The organism is Kocuria marina, assembly GCA_014652975.1.
In the GTDB taxonomy this organism is placed as follows: Bacteria; Actinomycetota; Actinomycetes; order Actinomycetales; family Micrococcaceae; genus Kocuria; species Kocuria marina.
Window position 1 is genome coordinate 442,256 of the sequence record BMZV01000002.1, and the last position, 17,918, is coordinate 460,173.

Annotated in this window: 10 protein-coding genes and 1 tRNA gene; 2 read left to right on the plus strand and 9 right to left on the minus strand. The window is 68.7% G+C overall.

From position 1 onward, the window contains the following. Nucleotides 1-20 precede the first annotated feature (20 nt). The 4 genes from rpsA to IE157_RS07125 form a co-directional block, all read right to left on the minus strand. Entirely contained in the window at nucleotides 21-1,490 is a 1,470-nt protein-coding gene (gene rpsA, locus IE157_RS07110; protein WP_035962088.1) for a 30S ribosomal protein S1, read from the minus strand. 185 nt (nucleotides 1,491-1,675) lie between these two features. Then, nucleotides 1,676-3,073 (minus strand): GNAT family N-acetyltransferase, encoded by a 1,398-nt coding sequence (locus tag IE157_RS07115; protein ID WP_064846834.1) that lies wholly within the window; start codon nucleotides 3,071-3,073, stop codon nucleotides 1,676-1,678. Nucleotides 3,074-3,202: 129 nt separating this feature from the next. Then, nucleotides 3,203-6,091 carry a DNA polymerase I gene (polA, locus tag IE157_RS07120; protein ID WP_193519543.1) on the minus strand — a complete coding sequence of 963 codons (2,889 nt, stop codon included), beginning with the start codon at nucleotides 6,089-6,091 and terminating at the stop codon, nucleotides 3,203-3,205. A gap of 136 nt (nucleotides 6,092-6,227) precedes the next feature. Beyond that, nucleotides 6,228-6,962, minus strand: coding sequence for an ANTAR domain-containing response regulator (locus IE157_RS07125; protein ID WP_064846832.1), 735 nt, complete (start codon nucleotides 6,960-6,962; stop codon nucleotides 6,228-6,230). A 195-nt stretch (nucleotides 6,963-7,157) separates the two neighbouring features. Between IE157_RS07125 and IE157_RS07130 the strand changes: the two genes are divergently transcribed. Together IE157_RS07130 and IE157_RS07135 are read left to right on the plus strand one after the other, a co-directional pair. Next, nucleotides 7,158-7,239 (plus strand) — tRNA-Leu (locus tag IE157_RS07130). A gap of 241 nt (nucleotides 7,240-7,480) precedes the next feature. Then, entirely contained in the window at nucleotides 7,481-7,846 is a 366-nt protein-coding gene (locus IE157_RS07135) for an iron chaperone (RefSeq protein ID WP_193519545.1), read from the plus strand. Nucleotides 7,847-8,063: 217 nt separating this feature from the next. On the opposite strand, the gene pyk is transcribed toward IE157_RS07135, so the two are convergent. The 5 genes from pyk to trpA all read right to left on the minus strand — a co-directional run bounded on the left by pyk (nucleotide 8,064) and on the right by trpA (nucleotide 17,917). Beyond that, a complete protein-coding gene (pyk, locus tag IE157_RS07140) occupies nucleotides 8,064-9,566 on the minus strand; it encodes a pyruvate kinase (protein ID WP_064846830.1) in 1,503 nt (500 codons plus the stop codon). A gap of 182 nt (nucleotides 9,567-9,748) precedes the next feature. Continuing rightward, the gene (locus IE157_RS07145; protein WP_064846829.1) at nucleotides 9,749-11,212 is read right to left on the minus strand and encodes a glutamate synthase subunit beta; all 1,464 of its coding nucleotides are present in this window, start codon (nucleotides 11,210-11,212) and stop codon (nucleotides 9,749-9,751) included. Beyond that, nucleotides 11,205-15,920: a glutamate synthase large subunit gene (gene gltB / locus IE157_RS07150; RefSeq protein WP_231885605.1), complete on the minus strand. Its 4,716-nt coding sequence runs from the start codon at nucleotides 15,918-15,920 to the stop codon at nucleotides 11,205-11,207. Before gltB ends, IE157_RS07145 begins: the two co-directional genes overlap by 8 nt. Nucleotides 15,921-16,247: 327 nt before the next feature. Further along, nucleotides 16,248-17,111, minus strand: coding sequence for a prolipoprotein diacylglyceryl transferase (lgt, locus tag IE157_RS07155; RefSeq protein ID WP_064846828.1), 864 nt, complete (start codon nucleotides 17,109-17,111; stop codon nucleotides 16,248-16,250). Beyond that, on the minus strand, nucleotides 17,111-17,917 hold the full coding sequence (gene trpA / locus IE157_RS07160) for a tryptophan synthase subunit alpha (protein ID WP_231885607.1): 807 nt from the start codon (nucleotides 17,915-17,917) through the stop codon (nucleotides 17,111-17,113). The genes lgt and trpA overlap by 1 nt, the downstream gene beginning before the upstream one ends. Nucleotide 17,918 lies beyond the last annotated feature (1 nt).

Consider the following 17,918-nt stretch of genomic DNA (forward strand, 5'->3'; position numbering starts at 1 on the left):
CACGGGCCGCCGCGTGCGACTCAGTGACCGGTGAGCTTCTCGCGCAGAGCGGCGAGGGCCTCGTCGGACGCGAGCGTCCCGGCGTCCTCGGCCGGAGCCTCGGAAGAGTAGCTCGTGGGGCCGGAGGAGTGGCTCGGGGAGGACGAGGAGGACGAAGTGGTCGCCGCATCCTGGTCTTCCTGCAGGTGCTTGCGCACCTGCTCCTTGTGCGCCTCCCAGCGGGCCTGGGCCTGAGCGTACTGCTCCTCCCACGCGGCGCGCTGTTCCTCATAACCCTCGATCCACTCGTTGGTCTCGGGATCGAAGCCCTCGGGGTACTTGTAGTTGCCCTGCTCGTCGTACTCGGCGGCCATGCCGTACTGGGCGGGATCGAACTCGGTGGAGTCCGGGTCCACACCCTCGTTGGCCTGCTTGAGGGACAACGAGATCCGGCGGCGGTCCAGGTCGATGTCGATGACCTTGACGAACAGCTCCTCGTTCACGGAGACGACCTGCTCGGCCATGTCCACGTGACGCTGCGCCAGCTCGGAGATGTGCACGAGGCCCTCGATGCCGTCCTCGACGCGAACGAACGCACCGAAGGGAACCAGCTTGGTGACCTTGCCGGGGACGACCTGGCCCAGGGCGTGGGTGCGGGCGAACAGCTGCCACGGATCTTCCTGGGTGGCCTTGAGCGAGAGCGACACACGCTCGCGATCCATGTCCACGTCCAGCACCTCGACGGTGACTTCCTGACCGACCTCGACGACCTCGGAGGGGTGGTCGATGTGCTTCCAGGACAGCTCGGAGACGTGCACCAGACCGTCAACACCGCCGAGGTCCACGAACGCACCGAAGTTGACGATCGAGGACACGGTGCCCGTGCGGACCTGGCCCTTCTGCAGCTGCTGCAGGAAGTTGGCGCGCACCTCGGACTGGGTCTGCTCGAGCCACGCACGGCGGGAGAGCACCACGTTGTTGCGGTTCTTGTCCAGCTCGATGATCTTGGCCTCGAGCTGCTGACCGATGTACGGAGCGAGGTCGCGGACGCGGCGCATCTCCACGAGGGAGGCGGGCAGGAAGCCACGCAGGCCGATGTCCAGGATGAGGCCGCCCTTGACGACCTCGATAACGGTGCCGGTGACGACGCCGTCCTCGTCCTTGACCTTCTCGATGTCGCCCCAGGCGCGCTCGTACTGAGCGCGCTTCTTGGAGAGGATCAGGCGACCTTCCTTGTCCTCCTTGGTGAGGACCAGAGCCTCCACCTCGTCACCCACAGCCACGACGTCATCGGGGTTGATGTCGTGCTTGATGGACAACTCACGAGAGGGGATGACACCTTCGGTCTTGTACCCGATGTCCAGGAGGACCTCGTCGCGGTCGACCTTGACGACGGTGCCTTCCACGAGGTCGCCGTCGTTGAAGTACTTGATGGTCGCGTCGACAGCGGCGAGGAAATCCTCTTCGGTTCCGATGTCGTTGACGGCGACCTGCTGGGTGGTGGTGGTCATGTAGTAGGGACTCCGATGAAATTGATGTGATGGTTTGGTGTCACCAACCCCGCCCTGTGGGGCGCACCGGATTGGCGACGTCACGCTTGATGTGGGCGTGCGAATACACGCACCGCTCCAGTCTAGGCTCGAAACCGTGCCGGTTCAAGCCTGAAGGGTGCGTCCGCGCGCTGCGCGAGCCGCGCTCAGAACGGGGAGATGCAGTACGGGTGGGTGGGCGTGGACATGAGCGCCTGGATGTCCCGCAGGGCGGCGTCGTCGCGCACGCGCAGCAGCCCCGCGTAGTGCAGCGTGGACGCCTTGACGGCCCCAAGGTACAGCGAGCCGAGCGAATCGACGTTCAGGGCGACGTCCGCGCCGTCGGACAGTTCCACGGCGGGCATGGACTTCCCCGCGAGATCGTCCTGTGTGCGCGGGCGGTCCGCTACGCGTTCCACGCGGGGGGCATCACCGGTGGTGTCGATCTCGTAGATCCCGTCCGCGAAGCCCATGGAGTCCACGACCGACATCCTGACCTTGCGGTGGGACGTGTAGTGCCGGGCGGACAGGGCCGCCACCGGGTCCAGGACGCGCAACCACAGTCGCTCGTAGCGCTTGCGCACGGTGTAGGCGGACATGTCCACCATGCCCCACATGAGCGGGTCTTCCATCTGGGCGCTGTTGTAGCGCACCTCCGTGACGAGGTCCAGGTTGCACAGGTACTCCCACAGGGCGATGCGCACCTGCGAGCTCGGGGACACGAGGTCCACGACCTTCAGGTACCCCTGGAACCCCTGGGTGGAGACGAACTTGTAGCTCACGTAGCCGTCCGCCTCACCCCGGGCGTCGTAGTGCACCGCGGTGCGGATCTCAGGATCCGCGCCCTCCTGGTCCCAGTTCCACCGACCGGAGATAATGTCCCACCACTTCTGAGTGCGCGTGAGGGAGCCCGCCGTCACGCGGTGGAAGCGATCGAAGATGCTCGGCGCCAGCTCGGCCACGGCGTGGTTGTCGGCCATTTCCACCGTGCCCACGGTCGGGGCCTTCAACTGCAACCGCGTGTGCGCGTCCACCGTGATCTCGGTGTTGAACGTGCCCGCACCGAAACCGAAGCGACCGTAGATCGTGGCCTCGGAGGCGGTGAGCGCCGCGATCGGGAACCCCGCCTCGTGGGCCTCGGTCAGGTCGGTGGTCATGAGCCGGCGCAACAGTCCTCGCCGGGCATGGGTTGGGCGCACCGTGACCTCAGAGACCAACCACGCGGGCACGCTGCGCCCTTCCCCGAGCGTCAGCTCCGAGTCCCACGAGCAGAACGTGGCCACGGGTCGCTCGGCCCCCAGCGCGGCTGTGGGCACGGGGTCCGCGGTGTATGCGGCGCGGAACCGGGTGCCAGCGGCGCGCATCGATCGCAGGTTGCGCTCGGTGGCCTCCTGCCCCGGTTCACGGCCGTGGAACCCCTGGGCGACCGCCCGGTTCCACTCCACGAACTCGGGGTTCGCGTCCGTGCCACCCTCGTTCGCGAGAAAGCGGCGCAGGACGTAGTCGTTCCCGCGGGCGCTGTACTCGCTCTCGCGGGTCTGCTCGTGCCGGGGTGTCGCGTTCATGATGCTCCTCGTCGTGACTCGGGCGGTTCGGGTGTGCCATGGCCCGCCGCGCGGTGGCGGGTGTCGTGCTGGGTGCACGGCCTGCTGCGGCGCCGAGCGGCGGGCTGAGTGGTCCGTGCGCTCAGGCGGTCAGTGGGCGGCCTGGTGCCATGTCCGCCCCGTGCCCACGTTGACGTCCAGGGGCACGGTCAGTTCCGCGGCCCCGGCCATCTCGGTGCGCAGGATCTCCTCGACCCGCTCCGTCTCCCCCGGGGCGACCTCCACGATGAGTTCGTCGTGGACCTGCAGCAGCACCCGCGAGCGCAGGTCGTCCTCGCGCAGGGCCCGGTCCACGCCGATCATGGCCTTCTTGATGATGTCCGCGGCCGACCCCTGGATGGGTGCGTTCAGGGCCATGCGCTCGGCGGCCTGGCGGGCCTGGCGGTTGTCGCTCGTGAGGTCCGGGAGGTAGCGGCGTCGCCCGTCGATCGTTTCGGTGTAGCCCTTGGAACGGGCTTCCTCGACGACGCCGCGCAGGAAGTCCCGCACGCCGCCGAAGCGTTCGAAGTAGCCGCTCATCATGGTGCGGGCCTCGTCCACGCCGATGTTCAGCTGCTGGGACAGGCCGTAGGAGCTCAGCCCGTAGACGAGGCCGTAGCTCATGGCCTTGACCTTGGAACGCATCTGAGGGGTGACGTCCTCCGGGGCCACGTCGAACACGCGCGAGCCCACGAACCGGTGCAGGTCCTCCCCGCCGCGGAACGCCTCGATCAGGCCCTCGTCCCCGGACAGGTGGGCCATGATCCGCATCTCGATCTGGGAGTAGTCCGCGGTCATGAGGCATTCGAACGGGCCCTGGGAGTCCTCCCCCACCACGAACACGTCGCGGATGCGCTGGCCCTGCTCGGTGCGCACGGGGATGTTCTGCAGGTTGGGACCCGTGGAGGACAGCCGTCCGGTGGCCGCCACGGTCTGCTGGTACGTGGTGTGGATGCGCCCGTCCTCGGCGATCGCGTCCCGCAATCCGGCCACGATCTGCTTGAGCTTGGAGTACTCGCGCCAGTTCATGAGCGCCACGAGGAACCGCGAACCCTGGGTCTCGGGGTCCACGCGTCCGAGCAGGTCCGCGACCGCCGCGGCGTCCGTGGTGTACCCGGTCTTGGTCTTCTTGGTCTTGGGCAGGCCGAGTTCCTCGAACATCACGGCCTGCAGTTGCTTGGTGGAACCCAGGTTGATCTCGTGGTCGATCTGCGCCTGCGCCTGCTCGAAGGCCTGGTCGATCGGTTGCTGGAGGTCGTCGAACAACCGGTCGATACCTGGGCGGTCCATCGCGATCCCCGTGGCCTCCATCCGGGCGAGGATCACGGCGAGGGGCATCTCCAGATCCGTGAGCAGCCCCAGTTGGCCGTCGGCCTCGAGCAGCCCGCGCAGGTGTTCGCTCAACTGCCGGCACGCGGAACCGAGCGTGGCCTGGCGACGCAGTTCGGCGTCGCTCACACCGGCCAGCTCGTCCTGTTCGTCCGACGCGTCCAGCGCGAGTTCGGTCTGTCCGTTTTTCTCCGACGCCGCGGACTCGTCCGCGCGGGGCACCTCCACCTCCAGGTGGTGGCTCAGTTGGGCGTCCAGCTCGTAGGAACGCAGCGCGGGCCGCACGAGGTAGCCGGAGAGCTGGACGTCGTCCACGACACCGGCGAGCTCGATCCCGCGCTGGATCAGACCGTGGTACAGGTCCTTGAGGCCGTCCACGATCTTGGGCGCCGCCGGGTCTGCGAGCCATGCCTCGACGGCGATGGTCAGCTCCTGGTCCGCGGTCACGAGGTCCACGGCGGCACCGCCCTGGTTCATGAGCATGAGGGTGGTCACCTCCGCGCCGGAGGGCGCCTTGGGGTCGTGCGCCAAGCGGCGGACGACGATGGGCACGTCCTTCTCCCCCGCGTCCAGCCAATCGCTGAACTCCTGGGCGGTGCGCACCCGGGTGACGTCGGTGACCTCGGGAACCGTGGCGCCGGCGTCGTCGGAAGCGTGGGAACCGAAGGCCTCGAGCAGACGCCCGCGCAACTGGGCACCGAACTCGAGCTCGTCGAAGACCACGCCGACCCGCTCGGGATCGGCCTCGGGCAGTACCGCGTGATCCAGGTTCACGTCGAGGGGCAGGTCCGTGACCAGGCGGTTGAGTTTGCGGTTGCGCCGCACGAGGTCCTCGTGCTCGCGCAGGGCCTCGCCCTTCTTGCCGGTGATCCGGTCCGCGTGCTCGAGCAGCGATTCCACGGGACCGTAGGACGTAATCCACTTGGCCGCGAAGCCGGGACCCACGCCCGGTACACCCGGTAGGTTGTCCGCGGTCTCCCCCGTCAGCGCGGCGAGATCCGGGTAGTTCTGCGGGGCGACCTTGTACTTCTCGAAGACCGCCTGCGCGTCCATGCGGCGCAGGTCCGACGGCGTGCGGCCCGGGTAGACCACCGTCACGTGGTCCGTGATCATCTGGAACGCGTCCCGGTCACCCGAGAACACGAGCACCTCGAAGTCCTCGGCGGCGGCCGTGGTGGCGAGCGTGGCCAGGACATCGTCCGCCTCGTGGCCCTCGCTCGTGACGATCGGAATGCCAACAGCCTCGAGGATGCGTCGGATGTTGGGGACCTGCCCGTGGAACTCCTCCGGGGTCTCGTCCCGGCCGCCCTTGTACTCCCCGTACTCCTGGGAGCGCAGGGTAGGGCCCTCGAGGTCGAAGGAGACGACCAGGTGGGTGGGCTTCTCCTCGCGCACGAGCTTGACCATGGTGTTCACGAATCCGTAGACGCCCTCGGTGTGGACGCCGTCGGACGTCACGAAACCGGGGCCCCCACCGTACTCGGCGGCGCGGGAGAGCGCGAAGAATGCGCGGAACGCCAGGGAGTGCCCGTCGATCAGTAGCAAGCGCTTCTCGGGCCGGGACACCGGAACGGGCAGCGAGACCTCCTGCGGGTGCTCGGTCTTCTCACCGATCACCACGGTGCGGGTCTCAGGGGCGTCCTGGCTGGCCTGCTTGCTCGTCTCAGTCACGGCTCCATCCTAGGGCCACCCCCGGAAAGGCACAGGCCCCGGCGGAACACGGGCTCGGGCGCGGGACGCCGCACGGCCAGGGACAGCTTCGGGCGCGTTCCGCGTGCGGCCCGGGACGATCTGGGCCCCGGGGGCGTCAGGCCACCTGGCTGATGATCGCCTCGGCCACCTCGCGCATCGACAGCCTGCGATCCATGGACGTCTTCTGGATCCAGCGGAACGCCTCGGGCTCGGACAGACCCATCTTGGTCTGCAGCAGCGACTTGGCGCGTTCCACGAGCTTGCGCGTGGCGAACTGTTCCTTCATGTCCGCGACCTCGCTCTCGAGGGCCGTGATCTCCTCGAAACGAGACATCGCGATCTCGATCGCGGGCACCACGTCGTCCACGGTGAACGGCTTGACCACGTACGCCATGGCGCCGGCCTCCCGCGCACGCTCCACGAGCTCGCGCTGGCTGAACGCGGTGAGCAGTACCACGGGCGCGATCCGGTCCTGCGCGATCTGCTCTGCGGCGGTAATCCCGTCCATCACGGGCATCTTCACGTCCATGAGCACGAGGTCCGGGCGGTGCTCGGAGGCCAGGGCGACGGCGCGCTCCCCGTTCTCCGCCTGCGCCACCACGCGGTACCCGGCGTCCTCGAGCATCTCGACGATGTCCATGCGGATCAGCGCCTCGTCCTCCGCGACGACGACCGTCTTGGCTCCGGAACCCTGCGCCTCGGAACGGGCGGCGTGGTCCTGGGCGGGCGCGGCGTCGACGTGGGTCGTCTCGGCGCGGGCGGTGTCGGGCTGCGCGACGCCAGGGTCTGCGGCGCCCGACCGTTGTGCCCCGGGCGCAGTGGGCTCCGGGGTGTTCGACGAATCCGTCACGGGGACTCCTAGGTTTGGGGATAACTTGGTCGTGTCGACACGGCATCCAACCACGAGTGCCGCGAACGCGCCTGATGGGACACAGCACACCCCCGGGCGCGGAAGGGGCGGACCGGTCTCCAGCCTAGACCCATCATGTATGCTGTTATCCGCACCGGCGGCGGTGGCCCGCACTACGGTCCCCTTCCCGGACATGCCCAAGTGGCGGAATTGGCAGACGCGCTGCACTCAAAATGCAGTATGGAGACATGTGTGGGTTCGAGTCCCACCTTGGGCACGACAACTCGCTCCGTCGGAGCACCTTTGGAACGGCCTCGCACCCGCGGGGCCGTTTTTCGTGGCCGAACACAGGGCGAATGCACGGGGGTCGTGGGTCTCCCCGCATCCGTGGTCGGGCGGGTGGGTGGACCGGTCGGGGACCTGTCAGCAATGGGGAGGCCCGCCCGTGGTCGACTTCCCAGGATGAAGCCGACAGCCTGAGCACCTCCGACACAGCTCACACCACGACGGGAGACCCCATGCCGATGCCCAAGCGGATCGGTGCCGAGGACTATTCCGCTCGACTGGAGCCCCACCAACGTCCCCACCTCGAGGCGCTTCGAGACCTCAGCCGTCGCGTGGCGCCGCACGCGCGGGAGGTCCTGAAGTGGAACCAGCCCACGTACGCGCTCGACGACAACACCACTCTGTGGATGCTGTGGAACTTCAAGCACCACTGCTCCCTGCGGTTCACCCCCGAGTTCTTCGCACCCCACCAGTCACGGGAAGCGGCTGCGGGGGAGGAGTATGGCGCCGGGTTCATCAAGCTTCCCTACGACCGGCCCCTGCCCATCACGCTGCTCGAATCCCTCATGCGGGACCGGCTCCGCGATCAAGGCGCGTAGCAAAACCTTTCGGAGACCGTAGGGCCCCAGCCGCTGTTCGCGCGATCGATCACAGCGTCCACGGTCAGCACGCAGAGTGGAGTAAAGGCAGCTCGGACGGCCTCCGGACTGCCTTTACTCCACTAGAACATCGGGTCGACACCCACACGCAGATGCCGCGACGAGAACCGCTCGCAGCGGTCCGCCATACGGCCGACCCGCGTGGATCAGCGACCGATCACGGCTCCCGCCACGTGGCGGAACCGGCCATGCCGCCCCACGGTCCCACGCGCTCGCGGGGTTCGCGCTGGGGTGCCTCGCCTGCGTCCTGGAGGTCGCCCACGCGGTGCACCTTCACGAGGTTGGTGGACCCGGCGTGGCCCGGGGGCGAACCGGCGCAGATGATGACCATGTCCTCGGTGTTGGCGAGATCATGCTGGAGCAGGTAGTGGTCCACCTGACGAGTCATGTCGTCGGTGTGCTCCACGCGATCCACCCGGATGGGCTGGACGCCCCACAGCAACTGCAGCCACGCCTGCACGCTCTTCTCGGGGGTGAACGCGAGGATCGGGCGTTCCGGGCGCAACCGGGACAACCGGCGGGCCGAGTCACCCGTCTGGGTGAACGTGCAGATGTAGTTCACGTCCAGCTGCCGGGCGATGGTCACCGCCGCACGGGTGATGGCGCCGCCGCGCGTGCGGGGCTCGGTGCCCAGCGGGGGCATGCGGTCCATGCCCTGCGTCTCGGTGGCCAGGATGATGTTCGACATGGTCTCGAGCGTCTTGATGGGGTACTTGCCCACCGAGGTCTCGCCCGAGAGCATCACGGCGTCCGCGCCGTCGAGCACGGCGTTCGCGCAGTCCGAGGCCTCGGCGCGCGTGGGGCGCGGGTTGTCGATCATGGACTCGAGCACCTGGGTGGCCACGATCACGGGCTTCGCCCAGCGGCGGGCGAGCTCGATCGCGCGCTTCTGCACGATCGGCACGGCCTCCAGCGGCAGCTCCACACCGAGGTCGCCGCGGGCAACCATGATGCCGTCGAACGCGTCGATGATCTCGTGCAGCGCATCCACGGCCTGAGGCTTCTCGATCTTGGCGATCACGGGGATCTTGCGATCCTCCTCCGCCATGATCTCGTGCACCCGGGTGATGTCCTGGGCGTCCCGCACGAAGGACAGCGCGATGATGTCGACGCCGCGCTGCAGGGCCCAGCGCAGGTCCGCCTCGTCCTTCTCGCTCAGTGCGGGGACGTTGACGGCCACGCCGGGGAGGTTGATGCCCTTGTGGTCGGACACGGTCCCGGCGACCACGACCTCGGTGGTGACGGCGGTGTCCGACACGGCCGTGGCGCGCAGGGCGACCTTGCCGTCGTCGATCAGCAGCGGGTCCCCCACGTTGACGTCGCCGGGCAGGCCCTTGTGGGTCGTGGAGCACAGCTCCTTGGAGCCGGGGACGTCCTCGATCGTGATCGTGAAGGTGTCACCCACGTCCAGCGCATGGGGGCCGTCCGCGAAGTTGCCCAGCCGGATCTTGGGCCCCTGCAGGTCCGCGAGGATCGCGACCGTGGTGCCCAGCTCTTCGCTGGCCCGGCGCAGGTTCTCGTAGGACGTATTGTGCACGGTGTGGTCACCGTGACTCATGTTGAGGCGAGCCACGTTCATTCCGGCCTGGATCGCCTGGGTGACGTTCTCGTACGAGGAGATGGCGGGGCCGATGGTGGCCACGATCTTCGCTCGACGCATGGGTGACTCCCTTTCGAATGGCGGATGGTTGGTGCATATGACGAAGCGGCCGGGTCGAGCAGCCTGGTGCTGCCCGACCGCGGCCGCTTCGCCGATGTCCGTTCCTACCTTAGCAACGAGCCCTGGGAATTGATATGGCTGGACTCATGGCGGGTGCCGGGAGGATCACGGATGCGTGCGGGTCACAGGCTCAGGTCGATCGCCCGCTCGGACGGGGTCACGGGTTCTGGCAACCGGGTCTGGCCTGTAAGGTGGCGTTCCACGTGAGCGGCGCACGCCCGGCCCTCCGCGATGGCCCACACCACGAGGGACTGCCCACGACCTGCGTCACCGCACGAGAACACCCCGTCCACGGCGGTCATGTAGGTCTCGTCCCGCGCCACGTTGTCCCGGGAGTCCAGCGCCACGGGTAGCTGCTCGGTGAGCTCGCGGGACTCATTGCCCGTGAATCCCAGGGCGAGCAGGATCAGGTCCGCAGGCAACACCTTCTCGGTGCCGGCCACGGGACCGCGGGAGCCGTCCTCGCGGTACTCGGTCTCCGCCACGCGCAGTCCCGTGACCCGGCCGTCCTGCCCCACGAACTCCACCGTGGAGGCCAGGTACGTTCGTTCGCCGCCCTCCTCGTGGGACGTGGAGACCTCGAAGACCCGGGGCATCATGGGCCACGGTTCCTCGTCCGCGCGGTCCACGGGAGGCTTGCGACCGATCGCGAGCGACGTCACGGACGCCGCACCCTGGCGCAGCGCGGTGCCGATGCAGTCGGAACCGGTGTCACCGCCGCCCAACACGATCACGTGCTTGCCGCGCGCGTCGATGGGGTCGGGGACGTGGTCCTCGGCCACCAGGTGATTGGCTCGCACGAGGAAGTCCATGGCGTAGTGGATCCCCGCGAGCTCACGGCCGGGGATCGCGAGCTCACGGGGCCGCGTGGCACCCGTGGCCACGATCACGGCGTCGTAACGCCTGCGCAGCGCGTCCCACGTGATGTCCGTGCCGATCTCCACGCCCGGGCGGAACTTGGTGCCCTCCTGGCGCATGATCTCGAGCCGGCGTTCGAGCACGGACTTCTCGAGCTTGAAGTCGGGGATGCCATAGCGCAGCAGACCGCCGATCCGGTCGTCCCGTTCGTACACGGCCACCGTGAACCCCGCCTGCGTGAGCTGCTGGGCCGCCGCGAGTCCGGCGGGACCGGAACCGACCACCGCGACCGTCTTGCCCACGAGCCGCTGCGGGACGTAGGGCTTGATGAGGTCGTCGTCGAACGCCTTCTCGCCGATCGCGTACTCGACCTGCTTGATGGTCACGGGCTCCTGGTTGATCCCGAGCACGCACGAGGACTCGCACGGCGCGGGGCACACGCGCCCGGTGAACTCCGGGAAGTTGTTGGTCGCGTGCATCCGCTCGGAGGCCTCGTCCCACCGGTCACGCCACACGAGGTCGTTCCACTCGGGGATGAGGTTGCCCAGGGGACACCCCTGGTGACAGAACGGCACACCGCAGTCCATACAGCGCCCGGCCTGCTCGTGCAGCGTCCCCGCCTCCTGGCGTTGCTGCACCTCCGCCCAGTCCATGAGGCGCACCGGGACGGGGCGCTTGGGACGGTCCTCGCGTGTGCGGACCTTGAGAAAACCACGGGGATCAGCCACGGCCGGTCACCTCCAGAATCTTGTGCCAGGTGCCGTCGCCGTCCGGGTCGTCCCCGGCGGCTTCGGCCTCGTTGCGCAGTGCGAGCACCGCGGAGTAGTCCCGCGGCAGCAGTTTGGTGAAGCGCGACATCGTGCGGTCCGGGTCCGCGAGCAGTTGACGCGCGAACTCGGACCCGGTCTCCTCACCGTGGCGCTTGATGAGGTCGGCGAGCAACTCACGGTCGTTGGCGTCCGGGTGCTCGAGGTGCAGTTCACCGCTCTCGCGGGCCTGCTTGTTCACGTCCCGCTCGTCCAGGTCCAGCACGTATGCCACACCGCCGGACATCCCGGCCCCGAAGTTGCGGCCCGTCTCACCCAGCACCACGGCCACACCCCCGGTCATGTACTCGCAGCCGTGGTCACCGATGCCCTCGACCACCGCGGTGGCCCCGGAATTGCGCACCAGGAAGCGCTCCCCCACGGTGCCGTTGAAGAACATCTCGCCGCTCGTGGCGCCGTAACCGATCACGTTGCCCGCGATCACGTTCTCGTGGGCCACGAACCCGGCGTCGCGCGGGGGCCGCACGACGATCCGTCCGCCGGAAAGACCCTTGCCCGTGTAGTCGTTCGCGTCCCCCTCGAGCCGCAGCGTGATACCGCGGGGCACGAAGGCGCCCAGCGACTGGCCGGCCTGACCGGTCAGGGTCACGTCGATCGTGTCATCCGGCAGTTCCCGGGTCCCGAGCGCGCTGGTCACGGTGTATCCGAGCATCGTGCCCACGGCGCGGTCCGTGTTGATCACGCGTTCCTGTACGCGCACGGGTTCACCGCGTTCGATCGCCGGTTGCGCGAGCGGGATGAGCTTCGTGTCGAAGTGCTTCTCGAGTTCGTGGTCCTGGACGCCGGTATTGCGCAGTCCGCCCGTGACCCCTTCCGCGCGGAACGAATCGAGCACGGGGCTCAGGTCCAGCCCCTTGGCCTTCCAGTGCGCCACGGCCTCCCGCGTGCGCAGTACCTCGGCGTGCCCCACGGCCTCCGCGATGCTGCGGAACCCGAGTTCGGCGAGGATCTCGCGCACCTCTTGGGCAATGAACTCGAAGAAGTTCACCACGTGCTCGGCCTTGCCCGTGAAGCGCTTGCGCAGTTCGGGGTTCTGCGTGGCAACTCCCACGGGGCACGTGTCCAGATGGCACTTGCGCATCATGATGCAGCCCTCCACCACGAGCGGCGCCGTGGCGAAGCCGAATTCCTCGGCGCCCAGCAACGCGGCGACGACGACGTCGCGCCCCGTCTTGAGCTGGCCGTCCGCCTGCACGACCACGCGCTCGCGCAGCCCGTTCAGCCGCAGGGTCTGCTGGGTCTCCGCGAGTCCCAGCTCCCACGGCATGCCCGCGTGCTTGAGCGAGTTCAGGGGCGCCGCGCCCGTGCCGCCGTCGTGGCCGGAGACCAGTACGACGTCGGCCTTGGCCTTGGTCACGCCCGCCGCGACCGTCCCAATCCCGCGTTCCGACACGAGCTTGACGTGCACGCGAGCGCGAGGGTTGGCGTGCTTGAGGTCGTAGATCAGCTGCGCGAGGTCCTCGATCGAGTAGATGTCGTGGTGCGGCGGCGGGGAGATCAGCGAAACCCCCGGGGTCGCGTGGCGCGTGCGCGCGATCCATGGGTAGACCTTCTGCGCCATGAGCTGCCCGCCCTCGCCGGGCTTGGCGCCCTGGGCCATCTTGATCTGCAGGTCGTCCGCGGTCGCGAGGTACAGGCTCGTGACCCCGAACCGGCCAGAGGCCACCTGCTTGATCGCCGAACGCCGCTCGGGGTCGATCAGCCGCTCGACGTCCTCACCGCCCTCGCCCGTGTTGGACTTGGCGCCCAGACGGTTCATGGCGATCGCGAGCGTCTCGTGGGCCTCCGCGGAGATCGAGCCGTAGCTCATGGCACCCGTGGAGAACCGCTTGACGATCTCGCTCACGGGCTCCACCTCGTCGATGTCCACGGGCTCGCGCGTGGACGCGAAACTCATGAGTCCGCGCAGGGTCGCGAGCTCCTTGGCCTGGTCGTCCACACGGGACGTGTAGGACTTGAAGATGTCGTAGCGGCCCGTGCGGGTCGCGTGCTGCAACCGGAAGACCGTGTGCGGGTCGAACAGGTGCCGCGGTCCCTCGCGGCGCCAGTCGTACTCGCCGCCCGTGGCGAGGTCCCGGTGCGGTTCGGTGACGCCGTCCTCCGGATAGGCCAGGCGGTGTCGGGACTGGATCTCCGCGGCGATCACGTCCAGACCCACACCCTCGATCTGGGTCCGTGTGCCCGCGAAGTAGTCGTCCACGAGCTCGCTCGACAGGCCCAGGGCCTCGAACGTCTGCGCACCGCAGTACGACTGCACGGTGGAGATGCCCATCTTGGACATGATCTTCTGCACGCCCTTGCCCAGCGCCTTGATGAGGTTCGCCACGGCCTGTTCTTCCGTGACCCCCCGGATCTCCCCGCGGCGCACGAGTTCCTCGGCGGATTCCATGGCCAGGTAGGGGTTCACGGCCGACGCCCCGTAGCCCAGCAGCAGGGCCACGTGGTGGACCTCCCGCACGTCCCCCGATTCCACGATCAGGGCCACCTTGGTGCGGGTTGCCGAGCGCAACAGGTGGTGGTGCACGGCGGAGGTCAGCAGCAGGGACGGGATGGGAGCCCACACGCCGTTGGAGTCCCGGTCGGAGATGATGACGAACTGCACCCCGCGGTTCACGGCCGCGGAGACCTTCTCGCAGATCTCCGCGATCCGGGCCCGCAGCGAGTCCGCACCGTCCACGGGACGGTACAGCCCGCGCACGCGCAGGCTCAGGGGCACGCCGTCGTCGTCCAGGTGCACGAACTGGTCCAGCTGGTCGTTGTCGATCACCGGGAAGTTCAGCTGGATCTGGCGCGTCCGGGTCTGCTGCGTGGAGAGCATGTTGGCCATGGGCCCCACGGCACCGGCCATGGACGTGACGAGTTCCTCGCGGATCGCGTCGAGCGGCGGGTTGGTCACTTGCGCGAAGGACTGCACGAAGTAGTCGAACAACAGCCGCGAGCGGTTGGACAGCACCGCCACGGGCGTGTCCGTGCCCATCGCGTAGATGGGCTCGGCGCCGGCCGCGGCCATGGGACCGATGATCAGCTTGAGCTCTTCCTCGGTGTAGCCGAAGGTCTTCTGCCGTAACCGGATGGAGTGCGGCGGGTGGGTCATGTGCTCGCGTTCGGGCAGCTCCGTGATGGGCAGCACCGAGTCCCGCACCCAGTCCTGCCACGGCTTGGTGGCGGCGAGTTCGGCCTTGATCTCGCTGTCCTCCACGATCCGGCCCTCGTCCGTGTCCACGAGGAACATGGTCCCCGGGGACACCCGGCCCTTGCGGACGACGACGCGCTCCCCCACGTCCACGACGCCCACCTCGGAGGCGAAGATCACCAGACCGTCGTCGGTCTGCCAGAACCGCCCCGGGCGCAACCCGTTACGGTCCAGGACCGAGCCCACGCGCACGCCGTCCGTGAAGGACACGCACGCGGGACCGTCCCACGGCTCCATGAGCGTGGCGTGGTACTGGTAGAAAGCCTTGAGCTGCGGATCCATGGTCTCATGGTTCTGCCACGCCTCCGGGATCAGCATGAGCATGGTCTCGGTCACGGGCCGGCCCGCGAGCTGGAGCAGCTCGGCAACCTCGTCGAGCGACTGCGAGTCGGACGCGCCCTCCGAGCAGATGGGGAACAGGTCCTCGGGCTGGCGGCCCAGCACGGCCCCGGACAGCGAGGACTGGCGTGCGCGCATCCAGTTGCGGTTGCCCACCACGGTGTTGATTTCACCGTTGTGCGCGAGCGTTCGCATGGGCTGGGCGAGCGGCCAGGACGGGAACGTATTGGTGGAGAAGCGCGAGTGCACCACCGCGAGCTTGGTCGTGAACCGCGGATCGGACAGGTCCGGGTAGAACGGTTCGAGCTGAGCCGTGGTGAGCATGCCCTTGTACACGAGCGTGCGGGACGAGAAGGACGGGAAGTACACCCCGAACTTGTTCTGCGCGCGCTTGCGCACGCGGAACGCCTTCTGGTCCAGTTCGAGCTGGGCGGCCACGGGATCGTAGGACGTTGCGTCCTGCGCAAACAGGGACGCCGCCCGCTCGTTGTGACTGCTGTCGGAGACGAAGAACTGCACGAACGTTGGCATCACGGCGCGCGCGGACGCGCCCACGGCGTCGTCGACCACGGGGACGTCCCGCCAGCCCAGGACCGTGAGGCGTTCCATGCGGGCGAGTTCCTCGAGCGAGCGCTTGAGCTCCTCGAGGTGCTTACCGCCGGTGGGCATGAACGCCGTGCCCACCACGTAGGCCCCCTGGGGCGGCAGCGGGAAGTCCACCACCTCGCGCAGGAACTCGTCCGGGATCTGGGTCAGCAGACCGGCGCCGTCCCCGGTGCCCTCGTCCCCACCTACCGCACCGCGGTGCTCGAGGTTGCGCAGGGCCGTGAGCGCGGCGTCCACGATGTCGTGGGAGGCCACGCCGTCCAGGGTGGCCACGACGGCCAGACCGCACGCGTCCTTCTCGTCCTCCGAGCGGTACAGGCCCTGATCCTCGGGCACTGCCGAGAAACGCTCGAACGGGGACACCGGTTCGGCGGCGTCGCGTGGTTCGGGTGCGTCCCGGTGGACGGGATCCGTGGTGCTCACGCGATGCTGCTCGCGGGAGTTCGGGGCTGCTATCTGGTCACTGCTCATGGCGGTACTCCTCACCAAGGGCCGGCAGGTCGAATGCGTCGGACGAGGCCCGGGGAGCACTCGGTGGGTGCGCAGCGGGCGACGCGGGATCCAGGTGACGCGCGTGTCCGCCCCGTTGCGGAAGGAAGCGGCCCGTGGGCCGTGGATCGAACCGGCGGGTCCCACGGATGAGCGGGACAGGCACGGTGCTCGGGTAATTTACCACGTAGGCCACGTCACACGAACATGCGTGACGGATCGCACGGACGACGACGCGGGCCCCGCGGAGTCGTGAAGAGCTCTGCGGGGCCCGCGTGCGGCGTCGTGGTCGGAGACCCGGAGGACGCGTCAGGAACGCACGGCCCGGGCAGGCTCGGCCGCTGCCCCGGCACGAGAGCGGGCACGCCTACCCAGGACCGCGAAGAGGATGATGCCCGCGATGACGATCAGCAGCGAGGTCCACACGTGCACGCGCACACCGGCGATCATCAGGGCCGGGTCCACGCGCAGGAACAGCTCGATGAGCAGTCGCCCGATCCCGTAGTAGATCATGTACAGCGCGAAGATGCGCCCGTGCGGGTCCCGCATGCGGCGGTCGATTGCGAGCAGCAGCACCACACCCAGCAGGTTCCACAGGCTCTCATACAGGAACGTGGGGTGGAACAGCGTGTCCGCGGGCAGCCCCGCGGGGAAGTTCGGGGACGCCGGGGAGATCTCGAGCCCCCACGGCAGTGTGGTGGGTCTGCCGAACAGTTCCTGGTTGAACCAGTTGCCCCACCGTCCCACGGCCTGGGCAAGCAGGAGTCCGGGGGCCACGCAGTCCGCGAACACGGCGAGCGACAACCCGTTCTTGCGCGAGACGAGCCACGCGGCCACGGCGCCGAACAGCACGGCACCCATGATGCCGAGTCCGCCCTCCCAGATCCGGAAGACGGCCAGGGGGTCCGCGCCGGGCCCGAAGTACCCGGCGGGGTCCGTGATCAGCACGTGGTAGGCGCGCGCCCCCACGATCCCGGCGAGCACCGCCCAGAACACGATGTCCCACAGTACGTCCGGGTCCTGACCGCACTGCTTCCAGCGCCGCATGGTGAGCCAGATGGCCAGGGCCATGCCGAGCAGGATGCACAGCGCGTAGAAGTGCACCGTGAGCGGCCCCAGGTGGATGCTGCTGATGCTCGGGGACGGGATGGAGGCGGGCAACACCGGCGGCATCAGTCGCGTCCCGCGAGGTGCGCGGCGAGCTCACCCACGGCCTGCGGTCCGCCCTCACCGAGCGCGCGCACGAGAGCCGTGCCCACGATCACGCCGTCCGCGTACGCCCCGATCTCCAGCACGTGCTCGCGGCTGGACACCCCCAGGCCCACGCACACCCGCTCCGCACCGGCCCCGCGTGCGCGGGCGACGACGTCCTCGGCGGCCGAGGACACCTGGTCCCGGGTCCCGGTCACGCCCATCACGGACACCGCGTACACGAAGCCGGAGGCCGCGCTCACAGTCATGTCCATGCGCTCACGGGTGGTGGACGGGGCCACCAGGAAGATCCGGTCCAGACCGTGCTCTTCGGAGGCCGCGAACCATTCCGAGGCCTCGTCCGGGATCAGGTCCGGGGTGATGATCCCGGCTCCCCCGGCGTCCTTGAGCCGGCGCGCGAACTCGTCCACCCCCGCCTGCAGCACGGGGTTCCAGTACGTCATCACCACGGGGACCGCGTCCGTCTGCTCGGCGACGGCGCGCACCACGGTGAACGCGTCCTCGACCCGGAAACCGTTGGCGAGCGCCTGGGTGGTCGCCGCCTGGATGACCGGTCCGTCCATCACGGGGTCCGAGTAGGGGATGCCGATCTCGATGATGTCCGCGCCGTTGCGACCCAGGGCCACGGCGGCGGCGGCGGACTCCTCGACGGTGGGGTACCCGGCGGGCAGATAGCCCACGAGGGCCGGGCGGCCCTCGGCCTTGCACTGTTCAATCCGCCGCGACAGCGCGGAGTCCGCGCTGCGCGTGAGGTCACGTGGGACGATG

Excerpts from the sequence above, each read along its gene's own strand:
- IE157_RS07135 (WP_193519545.1), top strand. The coding sequence starts at position 7,481 with ATGCCGATGCCCAAGCGGATCGGTGCCGAGGACTATTCCGCTCGACTG.
- lgt (WP_064846828.1), bottom strand. The coding sequence starts at position 17,111 with ATGCCGCCGGTGTTGCCCGCCTCCATCCCGTCCCCGAGCATCAGCAGC.
- gltB (WP_231885605.1), bottom strand. The coding sequence starts at position 15,920 with ATGAGCAGTGACCAGATAGCAGCCCCGAACTCCCGCGAGCAGCATCGC.
- pyk (WP_064846830.1), bottom strand. The coding sequence starts at position 9,566 with ATGCGTCGAGCGAAGATCGTGGCCACCATCGGCCCCGCCATCTCCTCG.
- rpsA (WP_035962088.1), bottom strand. The coding sequence starts at position 1,490 with ATGACCACCACCACCCAGCAGGTCGCCGTCAACGACATCGGAACCGAA.
- IE157_RS07115 (WP_064846834.1), bottom strand. The coding sequence starts at position 3,073 with ATGAACGCGACACCCCGGCACGAGCAGACCCGCGAGAGCGAGTACAGC.